Origin of the sequence: Consotaella aegiceratis, assembly GCF_036541425.1 — a bacterium.
GTDB lineage: Bacteria > Pseudomonadota > Alphaproteobacteria > Rhizobiales > Rhizobiaceae > Consotaella > Consotaella aegiceratis.
On sequence record NZ_JAZHFT010000007.1, the window covers coordinates 33,277 to 55,460 of the forward strand.

26 protein-coding genes are annotated in these 22,184 nt (G+C 64.9%); 17 read left to right on the top strand and 9 right to left on the bottom strand.

The genetic code is table 11. The features are described from left to right. Positions 1-13: 13 nt before the first annotated feature. Both cobS and SMD10_RS07005 read right to left on the bottom strand, forming a co-directional pair. Positions 14-1,000 (bottom strand): cobaltochelatase subunit CobS, encoded by a 987-nt coding sequence (gene cobS, locus SMD10_RS07000; protein ID WP_331684951.1) that lies wholly within the window; start codon positions 998-1,000, stop codon positions 14-16. A gap of 311 nt (positions 1,001-1,311) precedes the next feature. Further along, positions 1,312-1,938: a J domain-containing protein gene (locus tag SMD10_RS07005; protein ID WP_331684952.1), complete on the bottom strand. Its 627-nt coding sequence runs from the start codon at positions 1,936-1,938 to the stop codon at positions 1,312-1,314. 147 nt (positions 1,939-2,085) lie between these two features. On the opposite strand from SMD10_RS07005, the gene SMD10_RS07010 reads away from it, so the two are divergent. The 3 genes from SMD10_RS07010 to SMD10_RS07020 all read left to right on the top strand — a co-directional run bounded on the left by SMD10_RS07010 (position 2,086) and on the right by SMD10_RS07020 (position 3,238). Continuing rightward, a complete protein-coding gene (locus SMD10_RS07010; protein WP_331684953.1) occupies positions 2,086-2,385 on the top strand; it encodes a BolA family protein in 300 nt (99 codons plus the stop codon). Between the two features lie 68 nt (positions 2,386-2,453). Further along, the gene (locus SMD10_RS07015; protein ID WP_331684954.1) at positions 2,454-2,885 is read left to right on the top strand and encodes a GNAT family N-acetyltransferase; all 432 of its coding nucleotides are present in this window, start codon (positions 2,454-2,456) and stop codon (positions 2,883-2,885) included. Then, positions 2,882-3,238 carry a GFA family protein gene (locus tag SMD10_RS07020; protein WP_331684956.1) on the top strand — a complete coding sequence of 119 codons (357 nt, stop codon included), beginning with the start codon at positions 2,882-2,884 and terminating at the stop codon, positions 3,236-3,238. Before SMD10_RS07015 ends, SMD10_RS07020 begins: the two co-directional genes overlap by 4 nt. A gap of 54 nt (positions 3,239-3,292) precedes the next feature. On the opposite strand, the gene SMD10_RS07025 is transcribed toward SMD10_RS07020, so the two are convergent. Next, on the bottom strand, positions 3,293-3,910 hold the full coding sequence (locus SMD10_RS07025) for a DUF2239 family protein (protein WP_331684957.1): 618 nt from the start codon (positions 3,908-3,910) through the stop codon (positions 3,293-3,295). Positions 3,911-4,046: 136 nt separating this feature from the next. Here SMD10_RS07025 and SMD10_RS07030 point away from each other — a divergent pair, with 136 nt between their 5' ends. Then, positions 4,047-4,382, top strand: a complete 336-nt coding sequence (locus tag SMD10_RS07030; RefSeq protein ID WP_331685074.1) for a GIY-YIG nuclease family protein — start codon at positions 4,047-4,049, stop codon at positions 4,380-4,382. A 57-nt stretch (positions 4,383-4,439) separates the two neighbouring features. Here the strand turns inward: SMD10_RS07030 and SMD10_RS07035 are convergent, their stop codons facing one another. From SMD10_RS07035 to SMD10_RS07045, 3 genes are read right to left on the bottom strand one after another with little or no spacing between them, the layout of a single operon-like run. Beyond that, positions 4,440-5,948 carry an HlyC/CorC family transporter gene (locus tag SMD10_RS07035; protein ID WP_331684958.1) on the bottom strand — a complete coding sequence of 503 codons (1,509 nt, stop codon included), beginning with the start codon at positions 5,946-5,948 and terminating at the stop codon, positions 4,440-4,442. Then, positions 5,945-7,090, bottom strand: coding sequence for a 3-dehydroquinate synthase (aroB, locus tag SMD10_RS07040; protein WP_331684959.1), 1,146 nt, complete (start codon positions 7,088-7,090; stop codon positions 5,945-5,947). Before aroB ends, SMD10_RS07035 begins: the two co-directional genes overlap by 4 nt. Continuing rightward, a complete protein-coding gene (locus SMD10_RS07045; RefSeq protein WP_331684960.1) occupies positions 7,087-7,674 on the bottom strand; it encodes a shikimate kinase in 588 nt (195 codons plus the stop codon). The genes aroB and SMD10_RS07045 overlap by 4 nt, the downstream gene beginning before the upstream one ends. Before the next feature lie 197 nt (positions 7,675-7,871). On the opposite strand from SMD10_RS07045, the gene SMD10_RS07050 reads away from it, so the two are divergent. The 4 genes from SMD10_RS07050 (at position 7,872) to SMD10_RS07065 (ending at position 11,352) form a co-directional block, all read left to right on the top strand. Further along, complete coding sequence (locus tag SMD10_RS07050) at positions 7,872-8,042, top strand: histidine kinase (protein WP_331684961.1); 171 nt, start codon at positions 7,872-7,874, stop codon at positions 8,040-8,042. Further along, positions 8,039-9,001 (top strand): site-specific tyrosine recombinase XerD, encoded by a 963-nt coding sequence (xerD, locus tag SMD10_RS07055; protein WP_331684962.1) that lies wholly within the window; start codon positions 8,039-8,041, stop codon positions 8,999-9,001. The genes SMD10_RS07050 and xerD overlap by 4 nt, the downstream gene beginning before the upstream one ends. A 128-nt stretch (positions 9,002-9,129) precedes the next feature. Further along, positions 9,130-10,083, top strand: coding sequence for an acetyl-CoA carboxylase carboxyltransferase subunit alpha (locus SMD10_RS07060; protein ID WP_331684963.1), 954 nt, complete (start codon positions 9,130-9,132; stop codon positions 10,081-10,083). Positions 10,084-10,356: 273 nt separating this feature from the next. Next, positions 10,357-11,352, top strand: a complete 996-nt coding sequence (locus tag SMD10_RS07065) for a murein L,D-transpeptidase family protein (protein WP_331684964.1) — start codon at positions 10,357-10,359, stop codon at positions 11,350-11,352. A 305-nt stretch (positions 11,353-11,657) separates the two neighbouring features. Here SMD10_RS07065 and SMD10_RS07070 read toward each other — a convergent pair whose 3' ends face one another. Beyond that, positions 11,658-11,918, bottom strand: coding sequence for a hypothetical protein (locus SMD10_RS07070; protein WP_331684965.1), 261 nt, complete (start codon positions 11,916-11,918; stop codon positions 11,658-11,660). A gap of 99 nt (positions 11,919-12,017) precedes the next feature. On the opposite strand from SMD10_RS07070, the gene SMD10_RS07075 reads away from it, so the two are divergent. Both SMD10_RS07075 and SMD10_RS07080 read left to right on the top strand, forming a co-directional pair. Then, a complete protein-coding gene (locus tag SMD10_RS07075; protein ID WP_331684966.1) occupies positions 12,018-12,338 on the top strand; it encodes a hypothetical protein in 321 nt (106 codons plus the stop codon). Between the two features lie 234 nt (positions 12,339-12,572). Continuing rightward, on the top strand, positions 12,573-12,887 hold the full coding sequence (locus SMD10_RS07080; protein ID WP_331684968.1) for a hypothetical protein: 315 nt from the start codon (positions 12,573-12,575) through the stop codon (positions 12,885-12,887). A gap of 182 nt (positions 12,888-13,069) precedes the next feature. On the opposite strand, the gene SMD10_RS07085 is transcribed toward SMD10_RS07080, so the two are convergent. After that, positions 13,070-14,029: a LysR substrate-binding domain-containing protein gene (locus tag SMD10_RS07085; protein ID WP_331684969.1), complete on the bottom strand. Its 960-nt coding sequence runs from the start codon at positions 14,027-14,029 to the stop codon at positions 13,070-13,072. A 202-nt stretch (positions 14,030-14,231) separates the two neighbouring features. Between SMD10_RS07085 and SMD10_RS07090 the strand changes: the two genes are divergently transcribed. Next, positions 14,232-14,477 carry a hypothetical protein gene (locus SMD10_RS07090; protein ID WP_331684970.1) on the top strand — a complete coding sequence of 82 codons (246 nt, stop codon included), beginning with the start codon at positions 14,232-14,234 and terminating at the stop codon, positions 14,475-14,477. 281 nt (positions 14,478-14,758) lie between these two features. Here SMD10_RS07090 and secA read toward each other — a convergent pair whose 3' ends face one another. Then, entirely contained in the window at positions 14,759-17,488 is a 2,730-nt protein-coding gene (gene secA, locus SMD10_RS07095) for a preprotein translocase subunit SecA (RefSeq protein ID WP_331684971.1), read from the bottom strand. Between the two features lie 487 nt (positions 17,489-17,975). Here secA and SMD10_RS07100 point away from each other — a divergent pair, with 487 nt between their 5' ends. The 6 genes from SMD10_RS07100 (at position 17,976) to SMD10_RS07125 (ending at position 22,182) form a co-directional block, all read left to right on the top strand. After that, positions 17,976-18,896 (top strand): peptidylprolyl isomerase, encoded by a 921-nt coding sequence (locus tag SMD10_RS07100; protein ID WP_331684972.1) that lies wholly within the window; start codon positions 17,976-17,978, stop codon positions 18,894-18,896. Positions 18,897-19,010: 114 nt separating this feature from the next. Continuing rightward, positions 19,011-20,252: a bifunctional glutamate N-acetyltransferase/amino-acid acetyltransferase ArgJ gene (argJ, locus tag SMD10_RS07105; protein ID WP_331684973.1), complete on the top strand. Its 1,242-nt coding sequence runs from the start codon at positions 19,011-19,013 to the stop codon at positions 20,250-20,252. Further along, the gene (locus SMD10_RS07110) at positions 20,233-21,045 is read left to right on the top strand and encodes a GNAT family N-acetyltransferase (protein WP_331684974.1); all 813 of its coding nucleotides are present in this window, start codon (positions 20,233-20,235) and stop codon (positions 21,043-21,045) included. Before argJ ends, SMD10_RS07110 begins: the two co-directional genes overlap by 20 nt. Before the next feature lie 12 nt (positions 21,046-21,057). Next, a complete protein-coding gene (gene mutT / locus SMD10_RS07115) occupies positions 21,058-21,465 on the top strand; it encodes an 8-oxo-dGTP diphosphatase MutT (RefSeq protein ID WP_331684975.1) in 408 nt (135 codons plus the stop codon). A 172-nt stretch (positions 21,466-21,637) separates the two neighbouring features. Then, positions 21,638-21,979, top strand: a complete 342-nt coding sequence (locus SMD10_RS07120) for a hypothetical protein (RefSeq protein ID WP_331684976.1) — start codon at positions 21,638-21,640, stop codon at positions 21,977-21,979. Continuing rightward, positions 21,976-22,182: a Flp family type IVb pilin gene (locus tag SMD10_RS07125; protein WP_331684977.1), complete on the top strand. Its 207-nt coding sequence runs from the start codon at positions 21,976-21,978 to the stop codon at positions 22,180-22,182. The genes SMD10_RS07120 and SMD10_RS07125 overlap by 4 nt, the downstream gene beginning before the upstream one ends. The last annotated feature ends 2 nt before the right edge of the window (positions 22,183-22,184 follow it).

Genomic DNA, 22,184 nt, shown 5'->3' on the forward strand with positions numbered 1-22,184 from the left:
TCGAGGTCTTGCCCTAGTCCAGAACCATGTTGGCGCTCGACTCCGGTAGCTCCTTGCCGAAGGCGCGCTGGTAGAACTCGGCCACCAGCGGGCGCTCCAGGTCGTCGCACTTGTTGATGAAGGTCACACGGAAGGCGAAGCCGACATCGCCGAAGATCTCGGCGTTCTCGGCCCAGGTGATCACCGTGCGCGGGCTCATCACCGTCGACAGGTCGCCGTTGACGAAGGCCGAACGCGTCATGTCGGCGATGCGCACCATCTTGGCGACGGTCTCGCGGCCCTCCTTGTTATCGAAATGCTTGGCCTTGGCGACGACGATGCCGACCTCGTTGTCGTGCGGCAGATAGTTGAGCGTCGTGACGATCGACCAGCGGTCCATCTGCGCCTGGTTGATCTGCTGGGTGCCGTGATAGAGGCCGGTGGTGTCGCCGAGGCCCACCGTGTTGGCCGTGGCGAACAGCCGGAACGCCGGATGCGGCCTGATGACGCGGCTCTGGTCGAGCAAGGTCAGGCGTCCGGAGGATTCCAGCACGCGCTGGATGACGAACATCACGTCTGGTCGGCCGGCGTCGTATTCGTCGAACACCAGCGCCACGTTGTTCTGGTAGGCCCAGGGCAGGATGCCGTCGCGGAACTCGGTGACCTGCAGGCCGTCGCGCACGGTGATCGCGTCCTTGCCGACGAGGTCGATACGGCTGATGTGGCTGTCCAGGTTGACGCGCACGCACGGCCAGTTGAGCCGCGCCGCCACCTGCTCGATATGGGTCGACTTGCCCGTGCCGTGGAAGCCGGCGACCATGACGCGCCGGTTCTTGGCGAAGCCGGCCAGGATTGCCAGCGTCGTCTCCCGGTCGAACAGGTAGTCGGGATCGATCTCGGGGACATGCTCGGTGACGTCCCTATAGGCCGGCACCTTCAGGTCGCTGTCGAAGCCGAACTTGTCGCGGACCGAAATCGTGCAGTCGGGAAGTCCGGCCACATCCTGTACCGCTGCACTCATCACACCTCCATCGGACCGGCGGCCTTGTCGGGCCGGCCCGTTCCTTCAATCCTGCGCCACGCGGTCTATCCCGCTGGCCGCGGTCTTCTCAAAATGCGCCGCAAAGACACTCGCGACGCGGCGCATGGCGCGATTCCGAAAGCTCGCGCCACCTTAAGATCAGGAAGCGGAGCGGGCTCGGGAGTCGAAAAGACGCCAGCAAGCTCTTGTTCTGGCACGATGTTCGGATTTGAGCCGGGCCTTGGCATCTGCCATGGGCCGCAGAGCAAGCCTCGGATTCACCGCGCCAGTGCGGATTGCACAGCTCTGACCTAGCAAAAACCGGACTGCTTCAAAAGCTTGTAGGCCTGAATCACTTCTCGCAACCGGTCTTCGCTGCCACGGTCGCCGCCGTTGGCGTCCGGATGATAGCGCTTCACCAGGCTCTTGTAACGGGTTCGGATGGCGTCGCCGGCGGCATCCTGAGCCAGATCGAGCGTCTCGAAGGCGCGCGCTTCCAGCGAGCGGACCTTGCGGCGCCTCGGTTCGGGTCGGCGCGGGGCTGCCTGGTCGCCAAACAGGTCGTACGGATCGCGGACATGCCCGTTCCAATGCCGGGAGCGCGTTTTTGCGGCCCGCGTCGCGGCGGCTGCCTGCGGATCCGACGAGTTCGAGCCCATGGTCCACGTCGGCCGGTGGCCGGTCAGCGAATCCTTGAGGTAGGCCTGAATGTCCTTGTCGCCGAGGCCGGAGAAGTAGTTGTACGACTTGTTGTAGAGCCGCACGTGATCCATGCAGAAATGATAGTACTCGCCCTCGTGGTTGCGGCCGCGCGGTGCGCGGTAAAGACCGGGTTCGTCACATCCTTCCCAGGCGCAGCGCGGAGCGCGCGCTTTTTCGTTCGCCTGGGGGTCGGGACGGACTCGGATCCGATCGAAATATTTAGAGTCGAGCTTCATTGGCCGGATTATGGTGCCGCACCAGGGCGCGAACAAGAATTGACAGGACGGAAAAATGCCTGGCGTCTAACGGGAGCCGCTTCGTTTCGCGATCCGAAGCAGGGCGGGATTGATAGCACGGTTTATGCATCGAATTGGGATCAAATCATGAGCACCAGGGATACGATCGAGGCCAAACTCACCACCGCCTTCGCTCCGGAGGCGCTGATCGTTCTCGATGAAAGCCATCGCCACGCCGGCCACCAACCCGACGGCCCGGGCCACGCTCCCGTCAGCGGTGCGGGCGAGACCCATTTCCGGGTGCGGATCGTATCGGCCGCCTTTGCCGGCCAAGGCCGCATCGAACGCCACCGGGCCATCAATTCGGCGCTGGAAACGGAGCTGTCCGGCGGCGTCCATGCGCTGGCGATCGAGGCTCTCGCGCCGGGCGAACCGCGCGGCTGGTAGGCGTCTGCATCAAGCGAGAAGGCTGTGGCATCGATCGGATCGGCCGCAGTTGGGGGAGGGCTTGCGATGTGACCTGCGATCTAGTTTGGCGCGGTCCTTTCGACAACGATGAACTGGCCGCCCTGGGCGCGGATTGCTTCGGCGCGCGCCCGGCCGTCCGCGATCAGCGGGCGCAGATGATCGAACACAGCCTCGGCTGGGTGTGCGCGCGCCTGTCCGGCAGCCTCGTCGGTTTCGCCAACGTGGCCTGGGATGGCGGCGAGCATGCGTTTCTGGTGGACGTCATGGTCGCCTTGCCGCATCGCCGCCACGGTCTGGCGACGCGGATCGTCGCCGAGGCCACGCAGCGCGCCTGCGCGGCCGGCTGCACCTGGCTGCATGTGGACTTCGAACCGCATCTGCGAGATTTCTATTGGAACGCCTGCGGCTTTCGGCCGACGGACGCAGGCCTCATTGCCCTTGGGGAGCAGCCTTCAGCAACGAACGGAGCATCGCCATGATCGAAGCGTCCTGCCATTGCGGCGCCGTCCGTCTCCGGATCGCCTCTCCGCCGAACGAGGTCACGGACTGCAACTGTTCGATCTGCCGCCGCTATGGTGTGCTTTGGGCCTACTACGCGCCGAGCGACATCGAACTGTCGAACGACAACGAGACTGACACCTATCTCTGGGGTCCCCGTTCGACCGCGTTTCACCGGTGTTCGGTGTGCGGCTGCGTCACGCATTGGTCCGGCGTCGATCCGGAGCGCGGCCGGATGGGCGTCAATGCCCGGCTGATGGCCCCGCAGGTGCTCGCGCAGGCCAAGGTCAGACGCCTCGATGGCGCAAATACCTGGCAGTACCTCGACGAATAATGCGCTGGGGTGAACACCGCCGGCCGAGCGCCAAGGACCGGCCAGCGCGTCAGCTCAAGGTGTGGCGGTGTCGCCATCGTTCTTCAGCGCAGTTTCCGCGAGACGCAGCGCGTAGGCTGCGATGTCTTCCGGCCAGCGCGCGATCTCCCCGGCAAAGCGCTTTCTGTCGCCGGCGAACAGGGCGCGCGAGGCCTCTTCGAAACCCGGGAAATCGCCGGCCATGCTCGACATGACGCGATAGGCGGCTTCTCGCGCCATCCTCTTGCGGGTTTCGTCGCCGTCGGCTCGGCGGGCTTGGTCCACCAGGCGACGGAGTGCCTGCGACGCTCCGCCCGGCTGGGCCGCGAGCCAGTCCCAATGGCGTGGAAGAAGCGTCACCTCGCGCGCCACGACGCCCAGCTTCGGGCGCCCTCGGCCCCGGCCTGACGGTTCGCCGTTGCCGGAGGGCTCGATCGCGGCAGACCGGCCGGCGTGCCGCGCCGCGATCTCCTCCGGGCTGCCGCGCAGATCGAGATCCACGACGCGGCCTGTCGTATCGTCAAAGACTAGGATCGGCTCGTCGGGATCATCGGAGGCTCCTTTGACGACAAGAGCGACCTGCGCAAGCGCGCCTTGGCCGATCTGCCGCCGGCCGGCGAAGGCGGTGAAGGACGAGGGCTGGGAACTGGGCATCGGGTCTTGCTCGATCGACGGGATGAAGGACGATAATTCTACCCGGATGAAATTGCAAAAATTTTTACCCGGGTATAAATCGAAGCCAGATCGCGGCGTCGAGCCGCTTGGTCAAAGGAAACCGCGTGAGCCCATCATGACACCAGACGACAGAAAAGTTGCGATCGCGGCCTACAAGAAGCGCAAGAGCGTCGCCGGCATCTACGCCTTGCGCTGCACGCCGACAGGTCAATGCTGGGTCGGTCGCGCGCCGGATCTCGCCACCATTCAGAATCGTCTGACGTTCACCCTCAAACGGGGCGGAAGCCCCAGCCGCTCCCTGCAGAGCGCCTGGACCGAACATGGCGACAGCGCCTTTTCGTTCGAGGTGCTGGAGGAACTGGAAGAGGAAGAGTCGGCCTATGTGCGTGACCGCGTGATCAAGGACCGGCACGCCCACTGGCGGGCGCAACTCGGCGCCGAGACGATCTGACGGCCGGCCGTCCCGCGCTTTGGCCGGCCGCCACGGGTGCGCCATCGAGCCGAAGGATCACAATGGATCGCGATCCGATCTGTTGTCCGGACGCGGCTCGTCGGATCCCTCGGGCAGGGGAGATTCCTCGGCCGGCGCTACGGGGATCGCGGCATCCGCGTTCGCTGCGATGTCGTTTTCCAGCCGATGGGTGTCTTCGACATCGCCGTCTTCTGGGAAAACGTCTTCGTCGTATTCGACAGGGGGCGGTGAGTGGTCCTCGGTCGAGGCCGTGCCGCCCAGCTTCTTGGGCGGCACCAGCACGGTCGCCGGACGGATCCTGAGACGGGCGATGCGGTTCTTCTCGCGCTTCAGGACGGTGAAGCGCTTGTTGAAGAAAGTGAAGGCCTGGCGCTCCTCGGGGATCGTCTGGGTCTCGTGGATGACGAGCCCGGCGATCGTCACCGCCTCTTCGTCCGGCAGGTTCCAGTCGAGCGCGCGGTTGAGATCGCGGATCGGCACCGAGCCCTCGACCAGCACGGAGCCATCGGCCTCGGTGGTCACGCCCTGCATCTCGACGTCGTGCTCGTCGGCGATGTTGCCGACGATCTCTTCCAGGATGTCCTCCAGCGTGATCAGGCCTTCGACCTCGCCATATTCGTCGACGACGATGGCGAAATGCGAGCGCCGGCGCAGGAAGGCGTTGAGCTGGTCCTGCAGCGAGGTCGTCTCCGGCACGAACCAGGGCTTGGCGGCGATCTTCAGGATGTTGATCTTGCTGGGATCGTTGTCGACCTCGTGCAGCGCGCGAAGCAAGTCCTTGGCGTGCACCACGCCAACGATGTTGTCGTAGTCGTTCTTCCAGACCGGCATGCGCGTGTAGGGGCTTTCCAGGATCTGGCGGACGACCTCCTGCGACGGATCGTCGGCGTTCACCTGGCGCATCGCGGTGCGGTGCACCATGACGTCCGAGACCTCCAGTTCGGCAAGGTCGAGCAGGCCGCCGAAACGGTTGCGGTCGGCGTTGACCAACGCGCCCTCGCGGTGCAGCACCTCGACGGCGCCGCGCAACTCCTCGTGCGCGGTGAGCAGCGAGGCACCGGATTCCAGGCTCATGCCGAACAGCGCCAGGATACGGCGAACGATCCAGTTGACCACCGAGGTCAGCGGCCCGAGGGTCGTCACGACCGCCGAAACCACTTTGGAGATCTTGAGCGCAACCGTGTCGGGGTAGGCGATCGATACGGATTTCGGCAGCACCTCGCCGAAGATGACGACGAGCACGGTCATGCCGATGGTGGCGACCGCGACGCCGGACTGGCCGAACAGCTCCAAAAAGGCGGTGGTGGCCAGTGCCGAGGCGAGGATATTGACGAGATTGTTGCCGATCAGGATGGCGCCGATCAGCCGGTCCTTCTTTTCGATCAGCCGGCTGACGACGGTGGCGCGCGCATCGCCGTTTTTCTCGTAGCTCATCATGCGCGCCCGCGAGACCGCGGTCAGCGCCGTCTCGGAGCCGGAAAAGAAGGCCGAGAGGCAGATGAGAGCCAGAACGATGGCCAGCATCAGCCACAGGGTTACGGTCATGATGACAACTCGTTCCGTAGAAACGCTTCGACAGCGGCCGGGTCCACATCGGAGGCGATGAAGGCGCGGCCGATCCCCCGCGTCAGGATGAAGGTCAGGTGCCCGCGGCGCACCTTCTTGTCCTGCGCGATGTGATGCATCAGCATATCGGCGTCGAGCGGCGCGCCTGCAATGGCTCCGACCCGCGTGGGCAGGCCGGCCGCCTGAAGATGGACCTCGACGCGGCGCGCGTCGTCCTCGGCGCACAGGCCGAGACGCGCGGAAAAGCGGAAGGCCTGGGCCATGCCGATCGCCACACCCTCGCCGTGGACCAGCCGCTCGGCCGAATAACCGGTGGCCGCCTCCAGTGCGTGGCCGAAGGTGTGGCCGAGATTGAGCAGCGCGCGGTTGCCGGATTCGCGCTCGTCGGCGGCGACCACGTCGGCCTTGGCCTGGCAACTGACGGCGATGGCATGGCGACGCGCCGCGCCGCCAGCGAAGAGGGCGGGGCGGTCCTCGTCCAGCCAGGCGTAGAAGTCCGGGCGGTCGATCAGCCCATATTTGACGACCTCCGCATAGCCGGCCGCGAACTGGCGCCGGTCCAGCGTGTCGAGGACATCGGTATCGGCCAGCACCAGCGAAGGCTGATGAAAGACGCCGACGAGGTTCTTGCCGTGGCGCGCGTTGATGCCGGTCTTGCCGCCGACCGAGGAGTCGACCTGGGCCAGCAGCGTCGTCGGGATCTGGACGAAGCGCATGCCGCGGCGCACGATGCCGGCGGCAAATCCCGCGAGATCGCCGATGACGCCGCCGCCCAGCGCCACCACGGCATCGCCGCGTTCGAGCCGCGCCGCCAGCACGGCGTCCACAACCTGCTGGAGCTTTTCGAACGACTTGGTCGCTTCGCCGGCGGGCAGGGTGACGACGGTGTTGGGAATGCCCGAATCGTCCAGGGCCTGCGTCAGGGTCTCAAGATGGAGAGCGGCAACCGTCTCGTCGGTGACCACCGCCACCTTGATGCCCGGCAGACGCGCCGCAATCTCCTGGCCGGCGCGCGCCAGCAGGCCGGCGCCGATCAGCACGTCGTAGGATCGCTCGCCGAGCGCGATGCGCACGGTGGAAATGGCGGTCTCGTCGCCGGATGTTTCTGTGGTTTCGCTCATGTGCCCTGTCTTTCAGCCAGCCAGTCGTCGACGGCGACCGCGATTTCACGCGCGATGGTCTCACGCGCGACGTTGCGCGAGTGCACGGTGATGTCGGCCTCGGCATAGATCGGATAGCGCTGATCGATCAGCGCCTGCATGGTTCCGCGTGGATCGGGCGTGCGCAACAGCGGCCGGGTGTCGCGCCGCGAGACGCGTTCCATCAGAGTGTCGAGATCGGCCTTCAGCCAAACCGTCACGCTGTTCTCCTTGAGAAACTGCCGCGTCGTGGGGTTGACGTAGGCGCCGCCACCGGTGGCGATGACGGCGGGGCCGTTGGCCGCCAGCCGGGCGACGACACGGGTCTCCAGCGCTCGGAATTCCGGCTCGCCATAGGTTGCGAACAGATCGGCGACCGACATGCGCGCGGCGGCCTCGATCTCGTCGTCGGTGTCCACGAACTCGAGTTCGAGCAGTCGCGCGAGCCGGCGGCCGACGGCGGTCTTGCCGGCACCCATGAGACCGACCAGCGCCAGCGGCCGCGATCCCAGCCGCGCGACGATCCGGCCAACCTCAACGGTATCTGTTGCAGTCGATTGCGCCAAGAGAGTCCTTCCGTCAGTAAACGGTCGGCCTTCGGAGAATAGGAAATCCGCTGGCCCGTCAAGGTTTGGCCGCCCCCAGCGGACAACCATCGTCAGGTGGCGTGGTCGCAGCGGGGAAACGGCGGTGGCCTTGCCTTGGCCCGAGAAGCCGTCTAGGTGGTGGCCGCCGCTTCCCCGCAGCGCGAGCAGAAGCCGTCATGCCCACCCTGGTTCGCCTTTTGACGACCGTTCTCATCATCGCAGGCCTCGTCTATGGCGCCATGGCCGCGCTGGTGATGTGGGTCCATCCGGTCCAGCGTCCTGTGGTCGTGGATATCCCGTTGCCGCAACTGGATCGCGAGGCGGGCACGGAGCAGGCCCAGCCATGACGGGCACCGCAGCGGGCGGACGAACCGCCGCCGACATCGAAGCCTTTCTGGAGATGATGGCGGCGGAGCGGGGCGCGGCGGACAATACGCTGGCCGCCTATCAGCGCGATCTCACCGATGCGGCGGACTTTCTGAGTCAGACGGGGCGCTCGCTCAGCGAAGCCGAGACGCAGGACATCCGCGACTATATCGGCGATCTGGCCGCGCGGGGCTTCGCAGGATCGAGCCAGGCCCGGCGCCTGTCGTCGCTGCGCCAGTTCTACCAGTTTCTCTATACCGAAGGGCGACGCGGCGACGACCCTACGGGTTCGATCGACAGCGCCAGGAAAGGGCGCCCGCTGCCGAAGATCATGAGCGAGGCCGAGGTCGACCGGCTGCTCGATCAGGCTGCCCTGGAGGCCGCCGACACGACACGGTCGGCGAACGCGCTTCTCCGGGCGCGGCGGCTCTATGCCTTGGTCGAGCTTCTTTATGCGACCGGCCTGCGCGTCTCCGAACTGGTCGGCCTGCCGCGCTCGGTGCTGCGCTCGCGCGGCCAGATGATCGTGGTGCGCGGCAAGGGCAACAAGGAACGCATGGTGCCGATCGGCGAGCGCGCCCGCGATGCCTTGGCCAATTTCGGCGCCGTGCTGCCGCCCGCCAGCCAAGGGGGGGTGGAGAGCGGCTGGTTGTTTCCGGCCTTCTCGGAGAGCGGCCACATGACGCGCCAGGCGTTCGCCCGCGACCTGAAGGCGCTGGCGGCCCGTGCCGGCATCCCCGCGGCCAAGATCTCGCCGCACGTGTTGCGGCACGCCTTTGCCAGCCATTTGCTCCAGAACGGGGCCGATCTCCGGGCGGTGCAGGAACTCCTCGGCCATGCCGACATTTCGACGACGCAGATCTATACGCATGTTTTGGAAGAGCGCCTGATCCAGCTCGTCGAGGATCACCATCCGCTGTCGCGGACGGCGCGCAAGTAGAGGGTGCGATTTCCTTGACAAGGAACTGTCATATCGTCAGTTTGCAGCCGGCTTTGCGCCGCATCTTTGTGCATTCGATGCCTAACGTCGCGCCAGTTTTCCCAGGTATATGAGTCACGGCCGCCTGCATGCATAACTATCTGGATTTCGAAAAACCGGTCGCCGACCTTGAGGGGCAGATCTTCGAGCTGAAGAAGCTGGGCGGCGAGGACGAGAGCGTCGACGTCACGGAAGAGATTCAGCGGCTGGAAAAGCGCTCTCACGACGCGCTGGCCGATCTCTACAAGAAGCTGACGCCGTGGCAGCGGACGCAGGTCGCCCGCCACCCTGACCGGCCACATTGCAACGACTATCTGGACCGCCTGATCACCGACTTCACGCCGCTCGCCGGCGACCGGAAATATGCCGAGGACGAGGCGGTGATTGCGGGCTTCGGGCGCTTCAACGGCGAATCGATCGCGGTCATCGGCCAGGAGAAGGGCGCCGACACCCAAGCGCGCCTCAAGCACAATTTCGGCATGGCGCGTCCGGAGGGGTACCGCAAGGCCGTGCGGATCATGGAACTGGCCGAGCGGCTCGGCATCCCGGTTCTGACGCTGGTCGACACCGCCGGCGCCTATCCGGGGCTGGGGGCCGAAGAGCGCGGCCAGGCGGAGGCCATCGCGCGATCGACGGAAGCCTGCCTCAACCTGCGGGTGCCGCTGGTATCCATCGTCATCGGCGAGGGTGGCTCCGGCGGCGCGATCGCCTTGGCGGCGGCCAGCCGCGTCCTGATGATGGAGAACTCCGTCTATAGCGTGATCACGCCGGAGGCTGGCGCCTCGATTCTATGGCGCGATGCGGCGCGGGCCCGGGACGTCGCCCAATCGATGAAGCTCACCGCGCGCGACCTTCACGGATTCGGCGTCATCGACGAGATCATCCCCGAGCCGCTGGGCGGAGCGCACCGGGCGCCTGCCGAGGCGATCGATTCCGCCGGCGAACGGATCGCCGCCCATCTAGACGAGCTCATCCCTCTGGATGGTGAGACTTTGCGGCAACAGCGCCGGGAAAAGTTCCTCGCAATCGGCCGCAATCTCTAGACACGTCATCCCTTCGCGCCATCGAGGGATTTTCATCTTGGCCGGAATCCGACAAACTTCAGCCATGCTCCGTTGCTAAGCGCGCCGGAGTTGCCGTTGAGGAATTCGAGGGATTAACACTTCCTCAACGGTGCAGGGGCAATTTGGGGACCTCGGCAAGAGCTGCTTAACGATACCGTTGCGGCGATGCCGAAGCAGCGGTCGCAGATGGCGACTGCCGATTGGATAAAAACGGGGCTGGCCTTGCCGGCCCGGTGACCGAGGGGCGAGGGGATGATCGCAAGGCGTCTCGCGACGGCTGCCGTTCTCACGGCGGGTCTCATGCTGTCGGCTTGTCAGGGTACGTTCGACGATTTGGCGATGGGCGCCGAAGCGCCGCTTCCCGCCGAACTGGTCAAGATGATCAAGGCCCAGGGGATGGGCGTGAACTCGCCCATCCTGGTGCGGCTGTTCAAGGAAGAATCCCAGCTCGAGCTCTGGAAGCAGAAGGACGACGGCACCTACGCGCTGCTGAAGACCTATTCGATCTGCGCCTGGTCCGGCAAGCTCGGCCCCAAGACGGCGGAAGGCGACCGCCAGGCGCCCGAGGGCTTCTACACCATTACCCCGGGGCAGCTGAACCCAGCCTCGAACTATCATCTCGCGATCAATATCGGCTACCCCAACGCCTACGACCGGGCCCGTGGGAGCACCGGCCAGCACCTGATGCTGCACGGCTCCTGCAATTCGTCGGGGTGCTATGCCATGGACGATTGGCAGATCGGCGAGATCTTCGCGCTCGCGCGTGACGCCTTCAAGGGCGGCCAGCGCAGCTTCCAGGTCCAGGCGTTTCCGTTCCGCATGACGCCTGAAAACATGGCGCGGCATCACAACTCCGAGCACTACGACTTCTGGAAGATGCTGAAGCAGGGTTACGATCGCTTCGAAGTCACGCACAAGCCGGCCGAGGTCGGCGTCTGCGAAAAACAGTATGTCTTCGACGCCAAGTTCGAGGATGGCCGTACCTTGTCGCCACTCGGCCCGTGCCCGGAACTTCGCGAGCCGGTCGAGGTCGCCGCCAAGCGGATCAAGGACGAGGCCGTGGAGCAGCGGATCGCCTCCAGCATGGACCCGAGCGAGTTCGCGGTTCAATCGACCTTTTCCTACAAGACTGGGACGCCGATCACCGCCGAGGCCTATGCCGCCGAGCAGCATCGCCGTCCCGGCTACGACCGGCTCGGCAAGCGCCTGACCAAGCCGTCGATCTTCGAGAACCTGCTGCAGCAGTAAGTCGGGGTAATCCCGTTCCTTTTTCTTCTCGGCAATTTCGGCCGGCTGCCGCATCGTGCGGCCGGTCGGTGGTCGCCGCGCCGAGATCCGCACCTCCCAATGTTTCCGATAACGCCGGGCACGGGCCGGTATGCCCCCGCCCAGCGCTGCCTGCGGCTCCTGCCGTCGGCTGGTCGGTCTCTGCCGTTTAGGCACGGGCCGGCGGCCGTTGCCCCGGAGCGAGAGGATCCATGAAGGCCCGAGCAGTGCGGCTGGGCCAAAACTGTTCGGTGAACCGGCGAACGTGAGCGGGCTTTGCACCGCAATCATATCGCGCGCGTCTTGCCCGACAGCGCGCTGATCGAAGCCCCGATACCGATCGCCAAAACCTGACCGATCGAAACGGATAGGGGGTGGCCGCCAGTTTCACGCCTTGAACGGGGCGCACCCGCGCCCTCCCGGCCGATCTGTTCACGACCGCGCGAGTTGGGCCGGTTTGGCGTGCCGTTTTCCGGCGCTCCGGCCTGCCAATAGGGCTTCTCAGCGGTCCCACGCCCATTGTTCCGATCCCGGAACAGGCTGTTCAAGAAAACACCCTGGTGCCTTCGAAGTCCTGTAATTACCTAGGCCTCATCGGCAGTTGGCTGTGAGACTTTTCTGCCAATCTGTAAAGAAGGAAAAATAAAATGAAGATCGTTACTCTTGTTGCGGCTGGTGCATTGCTTTCTGGAATGACGGCTGTTGCGTCCGCTGATGAGCTCATTACCAATTCCATTAGCGATCAGGACTATACGCTGGTGCATGTCAGCGACATGGCCCGTTTCAGCGACAACAACGTCGCTCGCACCACCACTCTCGCGGGTGCTCAGCCCACGGGCGATGCGATCCAGCGCCAGATCCAGGCGAATGCTGGTCTCGGCGCCGCCCTGCAGGCTCGTGGCGTCGACCTCGGCTCGATCGAGGCGCTCGACGTTCTGCCGGGCAACGTCGTCTACTACGTCGACTAATCCAAGCCGACAGCTTGGCCCCGGAGACCCGGCGGTCGCCGCCGGGTCCCATCTCCTCCTGATCGCGAGCAACGTCCAATATTAGCGCTCTGCGATCACCACACCGCCAACATTTTCACGGTCTGATCGACTTATTCAGATAATACGAACTGTAATAAATCTGAAAAGTATTCGATTAAAGCGCGATTAAAATCAAACAGTTCTATAATTTATAGAACGATGAAGGAACTTAAGATGAAAATCGGTGCAATCATTACTGCTGGTGCAGTTCTCGCCGCCGCCACCTCTGCGGCCTCCGCCGGTACGTTGTTCAATACCTCGTCGAACGGCTACACGCTGTTGAACGTGCAGCACGCGGCCTCGTTCAAGGACGACGATGCGCTCTATACAACCGGCGTGTTCGGCCCCGCACCGACGGCGGCCGCGCTGCAGAAGACCATCGATGCCAATCCGGGCCTGGCACAGGCGTTCCAGGCGCAGGATGTCGACCTCAGCAGCCTCCAGTCGATCAGCGTGCTGCCGGGTCACGTCGTGGCCTACAGGAACTGATCGCCGCGGCTTGAACCGCGAGCAAGCTCCCGGACGAAGGCCCGGATGGAACCCCATCCGGGCCTTTGCCTATGCATGACGTCGAAGCGTCTGCCGGAACGGTCGCGGCCCTTCGAACGCAATCGTGCGATCCAATGAAACGACAGAGCGAACCGACGGCTCGACCCGATCGCGGGCCGTTCCTAGTAGGCGTCTTCCATCAGGCTGGGCACGTCGAGCCCAAAGCCGGTCCGTTTTTCGCGAAAGAAAGTGGTCAGCCGCTGGTGGACGGTGTCGATGAACACGCGAACGGCCGGGCGCATGCCGCGGCGCGATGCAAAGGCGATATGCAACGTGTCGCCCGCGCCGACCCAGTCCGTCAGGATCGGCTTCAAAGCGCCGGACATGACGAACGGAGCAGAAATGACTTCGGGCAGGAAGGCGATACCGCCACCGCGCTCGGCGGCCCGCAGGTGAACCAGGAGATCAGGCGAGGAGATTCGGGGCGCGATGCGGATCGTCCGGCGCGAGCCGGCGGAATTCTGCAGATACCATTCTTCCGTCCCCCGCCAGTCCTTGCGGCCGATCGTCGGATAGGAGGCCAGATCGTCGGGCGTCTCGGGTTCGCCCATGCGGTCCAGAAGCGGCTGGCCGGCGACGAGGCTGGAAGACACTTCGAGGACGCGCTTGACCACCAGATCGGATTCGCCTTGCCGCTGCAGCGGCCCGCTGCGAATGGCGACGTCGATGCCGTCCTCGAGCAGATTGAAACGGTAGACGCTCACCAGCAGGCGAACCCGTAGCTTCGGATATTGCTCCATCATTTCGAGGAGCACCAGCGACACGATGTCGGCGCAGCGGCCGGGCGGGCAGGTGACCGTCAAATCGCCGCGCGGTTCTTCGGTCATCGAATTGGCGATCTTCTCGGCCGCCTCCATCTCCACCACCGCTGCGCGGCATCGCTCGTAGAACTGCATGCCGAGTTCGGTGACCTTGAAGGTATGGGTCGTGCGATCGATCAGGCGAATGCCGAGCCGATCTTCCATTTCCCGGACGCGTCGCGACAGAATCGATTTGGCCACTCCGATGTCGCGTGCGGCGGCGCTGAAGCCGCCATTGCGCACCACGGCCTCGTAATAAAACAGCTCGTTGAGATCACGCACGGTATTTCCCTTCGTCGCAGAGTCGCGCAACCATCCGGGCCGCTGACGCGAGCCGGAGAATGCGAGCCTGGCTCCTATGTTTGTGCTGTGGATTGCTATGCCTAGAGGACCGGCATCCGTGATACGTTTTGCAATGGTTTGTTTCGCAACCTGGAGCTCCGACGAGCGGTTTTCCTGCCGAACCAAAAAGCAAGGAAATCCTGTGAAAACACTTGTTTATGTCACCCTGGCGGCTGGCTTGGCGTTGACCTCTCCGGCCCTGTCACAGTCTCGTGTTCCTACGTCGGACCAGCACGTCACCGAGCAGTTCGTGGCCGAGAAACCGGCTCCGCAACCCAAACAGACCTGCCGGACGGAACGCACCGAAAAGGTGGTCAACGGCAAGAAGACCGTGACCACGAAAAAGATCTGCGAGGATACGAAGTCGACGTCCAAGCCGAAGCGCTGATTGCCGTTGCAGCCGAGAAAGGGCCTTCCCGGCCGGAAAAGACTGGGAAGGCCGACTGATTCCGCAATTTTAAAAGCTACGAATTTCCTGATCTGATTTAGTGATGATGGAGCGCGATGCGACCGATCCAGGTCGTCATCCCGCTCCTTTTTTCGTATGTCGCCATGGCGAAAAAAAGCTTGGCGACCCGTCCGGAGACGGCCGAAACCTGAAGCGTCGCCCCGTCGAAACCGTAGACCCACTGGAAGGGCCCGTTCCAAGCTGAGGCCGAAGCGCCCACGCTAGGCGTGCGTCAGCGCTCCGTGACAATGCTTGAACTTCTTGCCTGAGCCGCAGGGGCAGGGCTCGTTGCGCCCGACGTGACCCCACGACTCCGGATCGCCCGGATCGCCGCGCAGGCGGTCGGCCGCCGTCGGTGTGAAATTCGCCGTCAACCGCTCGGCGCCGTTGCCGCCCTCGTCGACACCGCTGGTCGCATCGACATGATGCAGTTCCATCGGCGGCGGGGCCGGCTGCTGCTCTTCGGGGCGCACGATCTCGACACGCATCAGCTGCGCGGTCGTCCGCTCGCGCAATTGCGACAGCATCGACTGGAAGAGCTCGAAGGCCTCGGACTTGTACTCGTTTAGCGGGTCGCGCTGGGCATAGCCACGGAAACCGATCACCGAGCGAAGGTGGTCGAGATTGACGAGGTGCTCGCGCCACAGTCCATCCAGCGTCTGCATGACGACGGAGCGCTCGATGTAGGTCGTCACCTCCGGCCCGAACCGCTCGGCCTTGTCGGCCGCCAGCTTGTCGGCGGCCTCCTTGATGCGCTCGCGGATGTCGTCGTCGGCGATCCCTTCCTCGGCGGCCCACGCTTCGATCGGCAGGTCGAGATTGAGAAGCTCCTGGGCCTCGGCCTTCAATTCGGCCGTCTGCCACTGCTCGGGATAGGCGCGCTCCGGAATATGCCGGGCGACCATGTTCTCGATCGTCTCGTGGCGCATGTCTTCGACCGTGTCCGACAGGGTCTCGGCGTCCATCAACTCGAGCCGCTGCTCGAAGATGACGCGGCGCTGGTCGTTCATCACGTCGTCGTACTTGAGCAGGTTCTTGCGGATGTCGAAGTTGCGCGCCTCGACCTTTTTCTGGGCCTTCTCGAGCGCCTTGTTGATCCACGGATGGACGATCGCCTCGTCCTCCTTGAGACCGAGCTTGGTGAGCATCGAATCCATGCGCTCGGATCCGAAGATGCGCATCAGGTCGTCCTGCAGCGACAGATAGAATTTCGAGCGGCCGGGATCGCCCTGACGGCCCGATCGGCCACGCAACTGGTTGTCGATGCGGCGGCTTTCGTGGCGCTCGGTGGCGAGCACGTAGAGGCCGCCCGCCGCGATCGCCTCTTCCTTCAGGCGCTGGATGTCGGCGCGGATCGCCGCTTCCTTGGCGGTGCGCTCCTCGCCCTCGGGCATGTCGCCGAGTTCCTGTTCGATCCGCATGTCGGCATTGCCGCCGAGCTGGATGTCGGTGCCGCGGCCGGCCATGTTGGTGGCGATCGTCACCGAGCCGGGAACGCCGGCCTGGGCGACGATATAGGCCTCCTGCTCGTGGTAGCGGGCGTTGAGGACCTGGAAATCCTTGAGCCCCTCCTTGCGCAGGCGGTCGGCCAGAAACTCCGATTTCTCGATCGAGACGGTGCCGACCAGGATCGGCTGCCGGCGCTCCGCCGCGTCCTTGATCTCGCCGACGATGGCGCGGAACTTTTCCTCCGCCGTCCGGTAGACCTCGTCGTGTTCGTCGGTGCGCTGGATCGGCAGATTGGTGGGAACGGTGATGACATCGAGGCCGTAGATGTCCGCGAATTCGGCGGCCTCGGTATCGGCCGTGCCGGTCATGCCGGCCAGCTTCCCGTACATCCGGAAATAGTTCTGGAAGGTGACCGAGGCCAGGGTCTGGTTCTCGGGCTGGATCTTGACCTTTTCCTTGGCCTCCAGCGCCTGGTGCAGACCTTCGGAATAGCGCCGTCCGGGCATCATGCGACCGGTGAACTCGTCGATGATGACGATCTCGCCGTTGCGCACGATGTAGTCCTTGTCGCGCTGGAACAGCTTGTGCGCCTTGAGCGCATTGTTCACGTGGTGAACGATGGACACGTTCTCGATGTCGTAGAGCGAGGCGCCCTGCAGATGGCCGGCGGCGGCGAGCATCTGCTCCAGCTTCTCGGTGCCTTCCTCGGTGAAGGTGACGGTGCGCTGCTTTTCGTCGATCTCGAAATCGTCGTCGGCGAGCTGCGGAATGAAGCTGTCGATGATCTGGTAGAGCTCGGAGCGGTCGTCGAGCGGACCGGAGATGATCAGCGGCGTACGCGCCTCGTCGATCAGGATCGAGTCCACCTCGTCGACGATGGCGTAATGGTGGCCGCGCTGGACCATCTGGGCGCGCTCATACTTCATGTTGTCGCGCAGATAGTCGAAGCCGAGCTCGTTGTTGGTGCCGTAGGTGACGTCGCAGGCATAGGCCTCGCGCCGCTCGGTGTCGGACAGGCCATGGACGATGACGCCGACGGTCAGGCCGAGGAAGCGGTAGACGCGGCCCATCCACTCCGAATCGCGCGTGGCCAGGTAGTCGTTGACCGTGACGACGTGGACGCCCTTGCTTGCCAAGGCGTTGAGGTAGACGGGCAGAGTGGCGACCAGGGTCTTGCCTTCGCCGGTGCGCATCTCGGCGATCGAGCCGTCGTGAAGCACCATGCCGCCGATCAGCTGAACATCGAAGGGGCGCATGCCGAGTGCCCGCTTGGACGCTTCGCGAACCACCGCGAACGCCGGGACCAGGAGATCGTCGATCGTCTTGCCGTCGGCCAGGGCGGCACGGAACTCGTCGGTCTTGGCCTTCAGGGCCTCGTTGCTCAGTGCGGCCATCTCGCTTTCGAGCGCATTGATGGCGTCGACCTTGGGCCGGTAGCCGCGAATGATCCGGTCATTGCTTGAGCCGAGCAATTTGCGGGCGAGACCGCCGAAACTGACCATCGAAAAGGGCCCCTTTGCATCTAGGCGGTGCCGCCGGCCGAAGCCACGCCGCACTCTGCTGTCAAATGCCGCGCCGTGCCCAGTCTGTCAGGCGGCTCGGCAGGACCTGGAGCAAGAATCATTCAGATGAAATCGCCATCTGTTCCGAGCTGACGCGAAGACTGCGAAGCCGGACCGTATCGTCCGCCACGCTTCGGTCCGCGTTCAGCAAGGAGCTTCGAGGCCTCTGGTCCTTCCCTGACCCGGTCGTCCTTTCGGAGGAGTGCTCATTGCATCCTCTTCATCGGCGGCCTGTCAGCCCGAGAGTTCCATGGATTTCATCTGAATGTTTCTTGCTCTCCGGAACGGGCGAGAGATAAGAGGGGGGCCAAGCGATGTCAACGTTTGGCGCCGTGGGTCGCTCGGCGCAGGGATGGCCGAGAAGCACTCTGCTTTATATATCGCGCCTGCCGGCTCGGCCCAATGAACAAACCTAAAGGACGAATCGATGAAATCAATGCCCCGCTTCACGACGGCCGCCGCCGTTCTTGCGCTCGTGTATGTCTGCGCGCCCGCGGGAGCGGCCGAGACCGACGTGGTGGCGAAGGTCGGCGCGGACGAGATCACCGAACAGGATCTGGCGCTGGCCACCGACGAACTCGGCTCGCAGTTCGGCCAGATGCCGCCGGACCAGCAGCGGCTCGCCATCCTGTCGGCGCTGATCGACATCAAGGCCTTGGCGCAGGAAGCCGAGACGGCGGGCCTGGAGAAGGACCCGAAGGTCGAGGCTCAGATCGAGCTCCTGCGCGATCGGGCGCTGCACAACGCGTATTTCGAGAAGAACGGCCTGAACTCCGTCACCGACGACGAGATGAAGGCGCGCTACGAGAAGGAAGTCGCGGCGATGCCGGCGACGGAGGAGGTCCATGCGCGCCACATCCTGGTGAAGACCAAGGAAGAGGCCGAAGACATCATCAAGCAGCTGGACGGCGGCGCCGACTTCGCCGAACTGGCCAGCCAGAAGTCGACCGGTCCAACGGGGCCGCAGGGTGGCGATCTCGGCTTTTTCGGCCCTGGCCAGATGGTGCCGGAATTCGAGAAGGCGGCCTTCGCCCTGGAGCCGGGCTCCTATACCGAGGAGCCGGTACAGACCCAGTTCGGCTGGCACGTCATCAAGGTCGAGGAAAAGCGCGAGCAACAGCCGCCCGCGTTCGACGAGGTCAAGGATCAGGTCCGGCAGGTCGTCCTGCGCGAGAAGTATATGGAGCTGGTCCAGCAGGCGCGCTCCAAGCTCGGCATCGAATATGTCGATCCCAAGGTGAAAGAGCAGGTCGAGGCGCTGGAAAATCGCGGCGTGGCCGAGCCGGAAGGCGCGGCGACCGGCGAGGCCGGCGCAGCCCCCGAGGCGGGCTCCGAAACGGCTCAATAATCCTCGCGGTCGAACGACGCGGCGGCCGGCAGAGGCACCGGCCATCGCCGTCGGCGGATTTTCCCCGCTCGAACGGCACCCGCCGACAGCTGCCTCGTTCTTCAAGGATGCACGATGAGCGGATCCGTTTCTCCGCTGGCTCCGTCGGTTCTGGCCATCTTGCCGCCCATCGAAGGGGTGCGGATGGCCACCGCCGCGGCCGGGATCAAGTACAAGGGACGCACCGACGTCCTGATGATGGTATTCGACCGGCCGGCGGACGTCGCAGGCGTCTTCACCCGGTCCAAATGCCCGTCGGCCCCGGTCGACTTTTGCCGCGACAACTTGAAGGGCGGCGTGGCGCGGGCGCTCGTGGTCAATTCGGGCAACGCCAACGCCTTCACCGGTCGCAAGGGGCGCGAAGCCACGGCGATGACGGCGGAAGCCGCCGCACAAGCCGTGGGCTGCTCCGTCAGCGATGTTTTCCTCGCGTCGACCGGCGTCATCGGCGAACCCTTGGAGGCGGCCCGGTTTGCCGGTGTCCTCGACGACCTCGCCTCGACGGCCGATGGCGACCGCTGGCGCGAGGCCGGCGAGGCGATCATGACCACCGACACCTATCCTAAACTCGCCACACGCGCGGCGGCGATCGACGGCAAAACGGTGACGATCAACGGCATCGCCAAGGGCGCCGGCATGATCGCGCCCGACATGGCGACCATGCTCTCCTTCGTGGCCACCGATGCGCCGATCGGCGCGGCGGCGCTGCAGGCGATGCTGGCCGCTGCGGTGGAGCCGAGCTTCAATTCGGTCACGGTCGACAGCGATACGTCGACGTCGGACACGCTCCTCGTCTTTGCGACCGGGGCGGCCGCCGATCGCGGCGTGCCGCGGATCGAGGATGCCGGCGATCCGCGCCTTGCGGCGTTCCGGGCGGCGTTGGCCGATCTGCTGCACGATTTGGCTCGCCAGGTGGTGCGCGACGGCGAGGGCGCGCGCAAGGAGATCCAGGTGACGGTGGAAGGCGCGGTCGACGACGCTTCGGCCAAGCGGATCGCGCTGGCGATCGCCAATTCGCCGCTGGTCAAGACGGCCGTCGCCGGCGAGGATGCCAATTGGGGCCGCGTCGTCATGGCCGTCGGCAAGGCGGGAGAGCCGGCGGACCGCGACCGCCTGGCGATCTGGTTTGGCGAGGTGCGGGTCGCCTTTGACGGCGAGCGCGACGCCGACTACAGCGAGGAGGCGGCATCCGCCGTCATGACGGGCAACGAGATTCCGATCCGCGTCGACCTCGGGCTGGGATCGGGCCGCTGGACCGTCTATGGCTGCGATCTGACGAAGGAGTACGTGGCGATCAATGGCGACTACCGAAGCTGAGCGCCTGCGGCAGTTGGCCGTCGTACGCCGTCTCGAGGCCGCGGGGTTTCGGGCCTGGCCGGCTTCGAGCACCTGCTTCGACGGCACCTGGGCGATCCGGCTGACCAAGGGTTTTCCGGCCAAGCGGCTGAACTCGGTCAATCCGCTGGACCCCGGCGATCACCGCGACATCGCCACGCGGATCAAGCTTGCCGGCGAACGCTTCGAGAGTTTCGGCCGGCCACTGCTGTTTCGCATCTCGCCGCTCGCGCCGCCCAAGCTCATCGACTATCTCGACCAGAAGGGTTGGTCGACCTTTTCGGAGTCCATCGTCTTCAAGGCGGATCTCGCCAAGCTCGATTTGTCGGATGCCATCGACCGCATTCCGATCCGCGATCTCTGCCGCTATGTCGATGCCAGCCTGGCGGTCCATGAGCGCGACGCTTCGGACCGCTCGGGGCTTCTGGAGATCCTGCAGTCGATTCAACCGCCCGCCGGCCTGTTCGTGCGCGAAGACCCCAGCGGATGTCCGATCGCCGTCGCGCTGGCCATTCAGGACCGGGATCTCGCGGGAGTCCTCGATGTGGCCGTCAGTCCCGGTATGCGCCGCCAGGGCGTGGCGCGCGACCTGGTGGCCACGGCCTTGCGCTTTGCCATGCACAAGGGCGCGCGCACCGGTTGGCTGCAGGTCGAGGCGGACAACGCTGCCGGGCTGGCGCTCTATCGTGGCCTGGGCTTCGAGGAGGCTTATCGCTACGTCTACCGGGCTCCGCCGGACGCGGGTCTGGACGCGGCGCCGGTCGACCCCGCCTAGGAGGTGCCGCCGATGGCTCGATCGAAGCTTCTGCTGGTTGCCGCTTGCGCCCTTGTCGACGCCGATAACCGTGTGCTGATCGCTCAGCGTCCGCCGGGCAAGACGCTCGCCGGTCTCTGGGAGTTTCCCGGTGGCAAGGTGGAGGAGGGCGAGACGCCCGAGGCGACGCTGATCCGCGAGTTGGAGGAGGAGCTCGGCATTCGGGTGAAGCAGGCCTGCCTGGCGCCCCTGACCTTCGCCAGCCACGCCTATGACGACTTCCACCTGCTGATGCCGCTCTATATCTGCCGACGCTACGAAGGCATCCCGGTGGCCCAGGAAGGCCAGACGCTCAAATGGGTGCGCGCCAAGGCGTTGCGCGACTATCCCGTGCCGCCGGCCGACGAGCCGCTGATTCCGTTCCTCATCGACCTGCTGTGAACCCGCAATCGGGCGGGCTGCTTCGGCGCGGACGCTTTTGCCTTGCTGGAAAAGGCTTCTCGGCCAGCCGGTTATCCTCGGCTTAAGCCAAAATTCACGCCTTTCAGGCACGCTCGACCTCAGGTTGATCATGCGGTTGGACGACACCGCAAGACCACGGGCGGAGAGTGTCGTGGACGTGTTTGAGGGCAACGATAGAAACGCCGGCTATTCGGGCTCGAACAGCCTTCGGGTTCTGGCCGACGCCAGCACCGGGCTCTTGCGGGCCACGCTGCTGTTCGGGTCGATCGTCATCGCCCTGTCCCTCATTCTCGCTCCCGCTGCCGACCGCGAGGCTCGCACCCGGATGGCCGACGGCGCGGAGTTCCTCGACCCCGTGATCACCGGGTCGGTCAAGCAGCCCGGCGGCAGTCACAGCACCTACGTGGTCATGCGCAGCGTGCTGCAGACGCCCGGCGCAGGCCCGTGCCTGCTGTTTCCCGACGGAAGGCGGAAGGGGGAGTGCTGGGAATGACCTGGTCGAAACCTCGCACGCTCTTCTGGCCTCGCGAAATCGCCGCCTTCGCCGCCAACGGCTGCGGCGCCACGATGATCGAATACGCGCTGCTGGGCGGTCTTCTCGGCATCGTCGCCATCGGCGCCCAAGAGATGGCCGACCCTTCGGCCGACCCGTCACGCCCCGGCGTCTTTGCGGTCGCTTCAGCTAAGTCGCATTGATC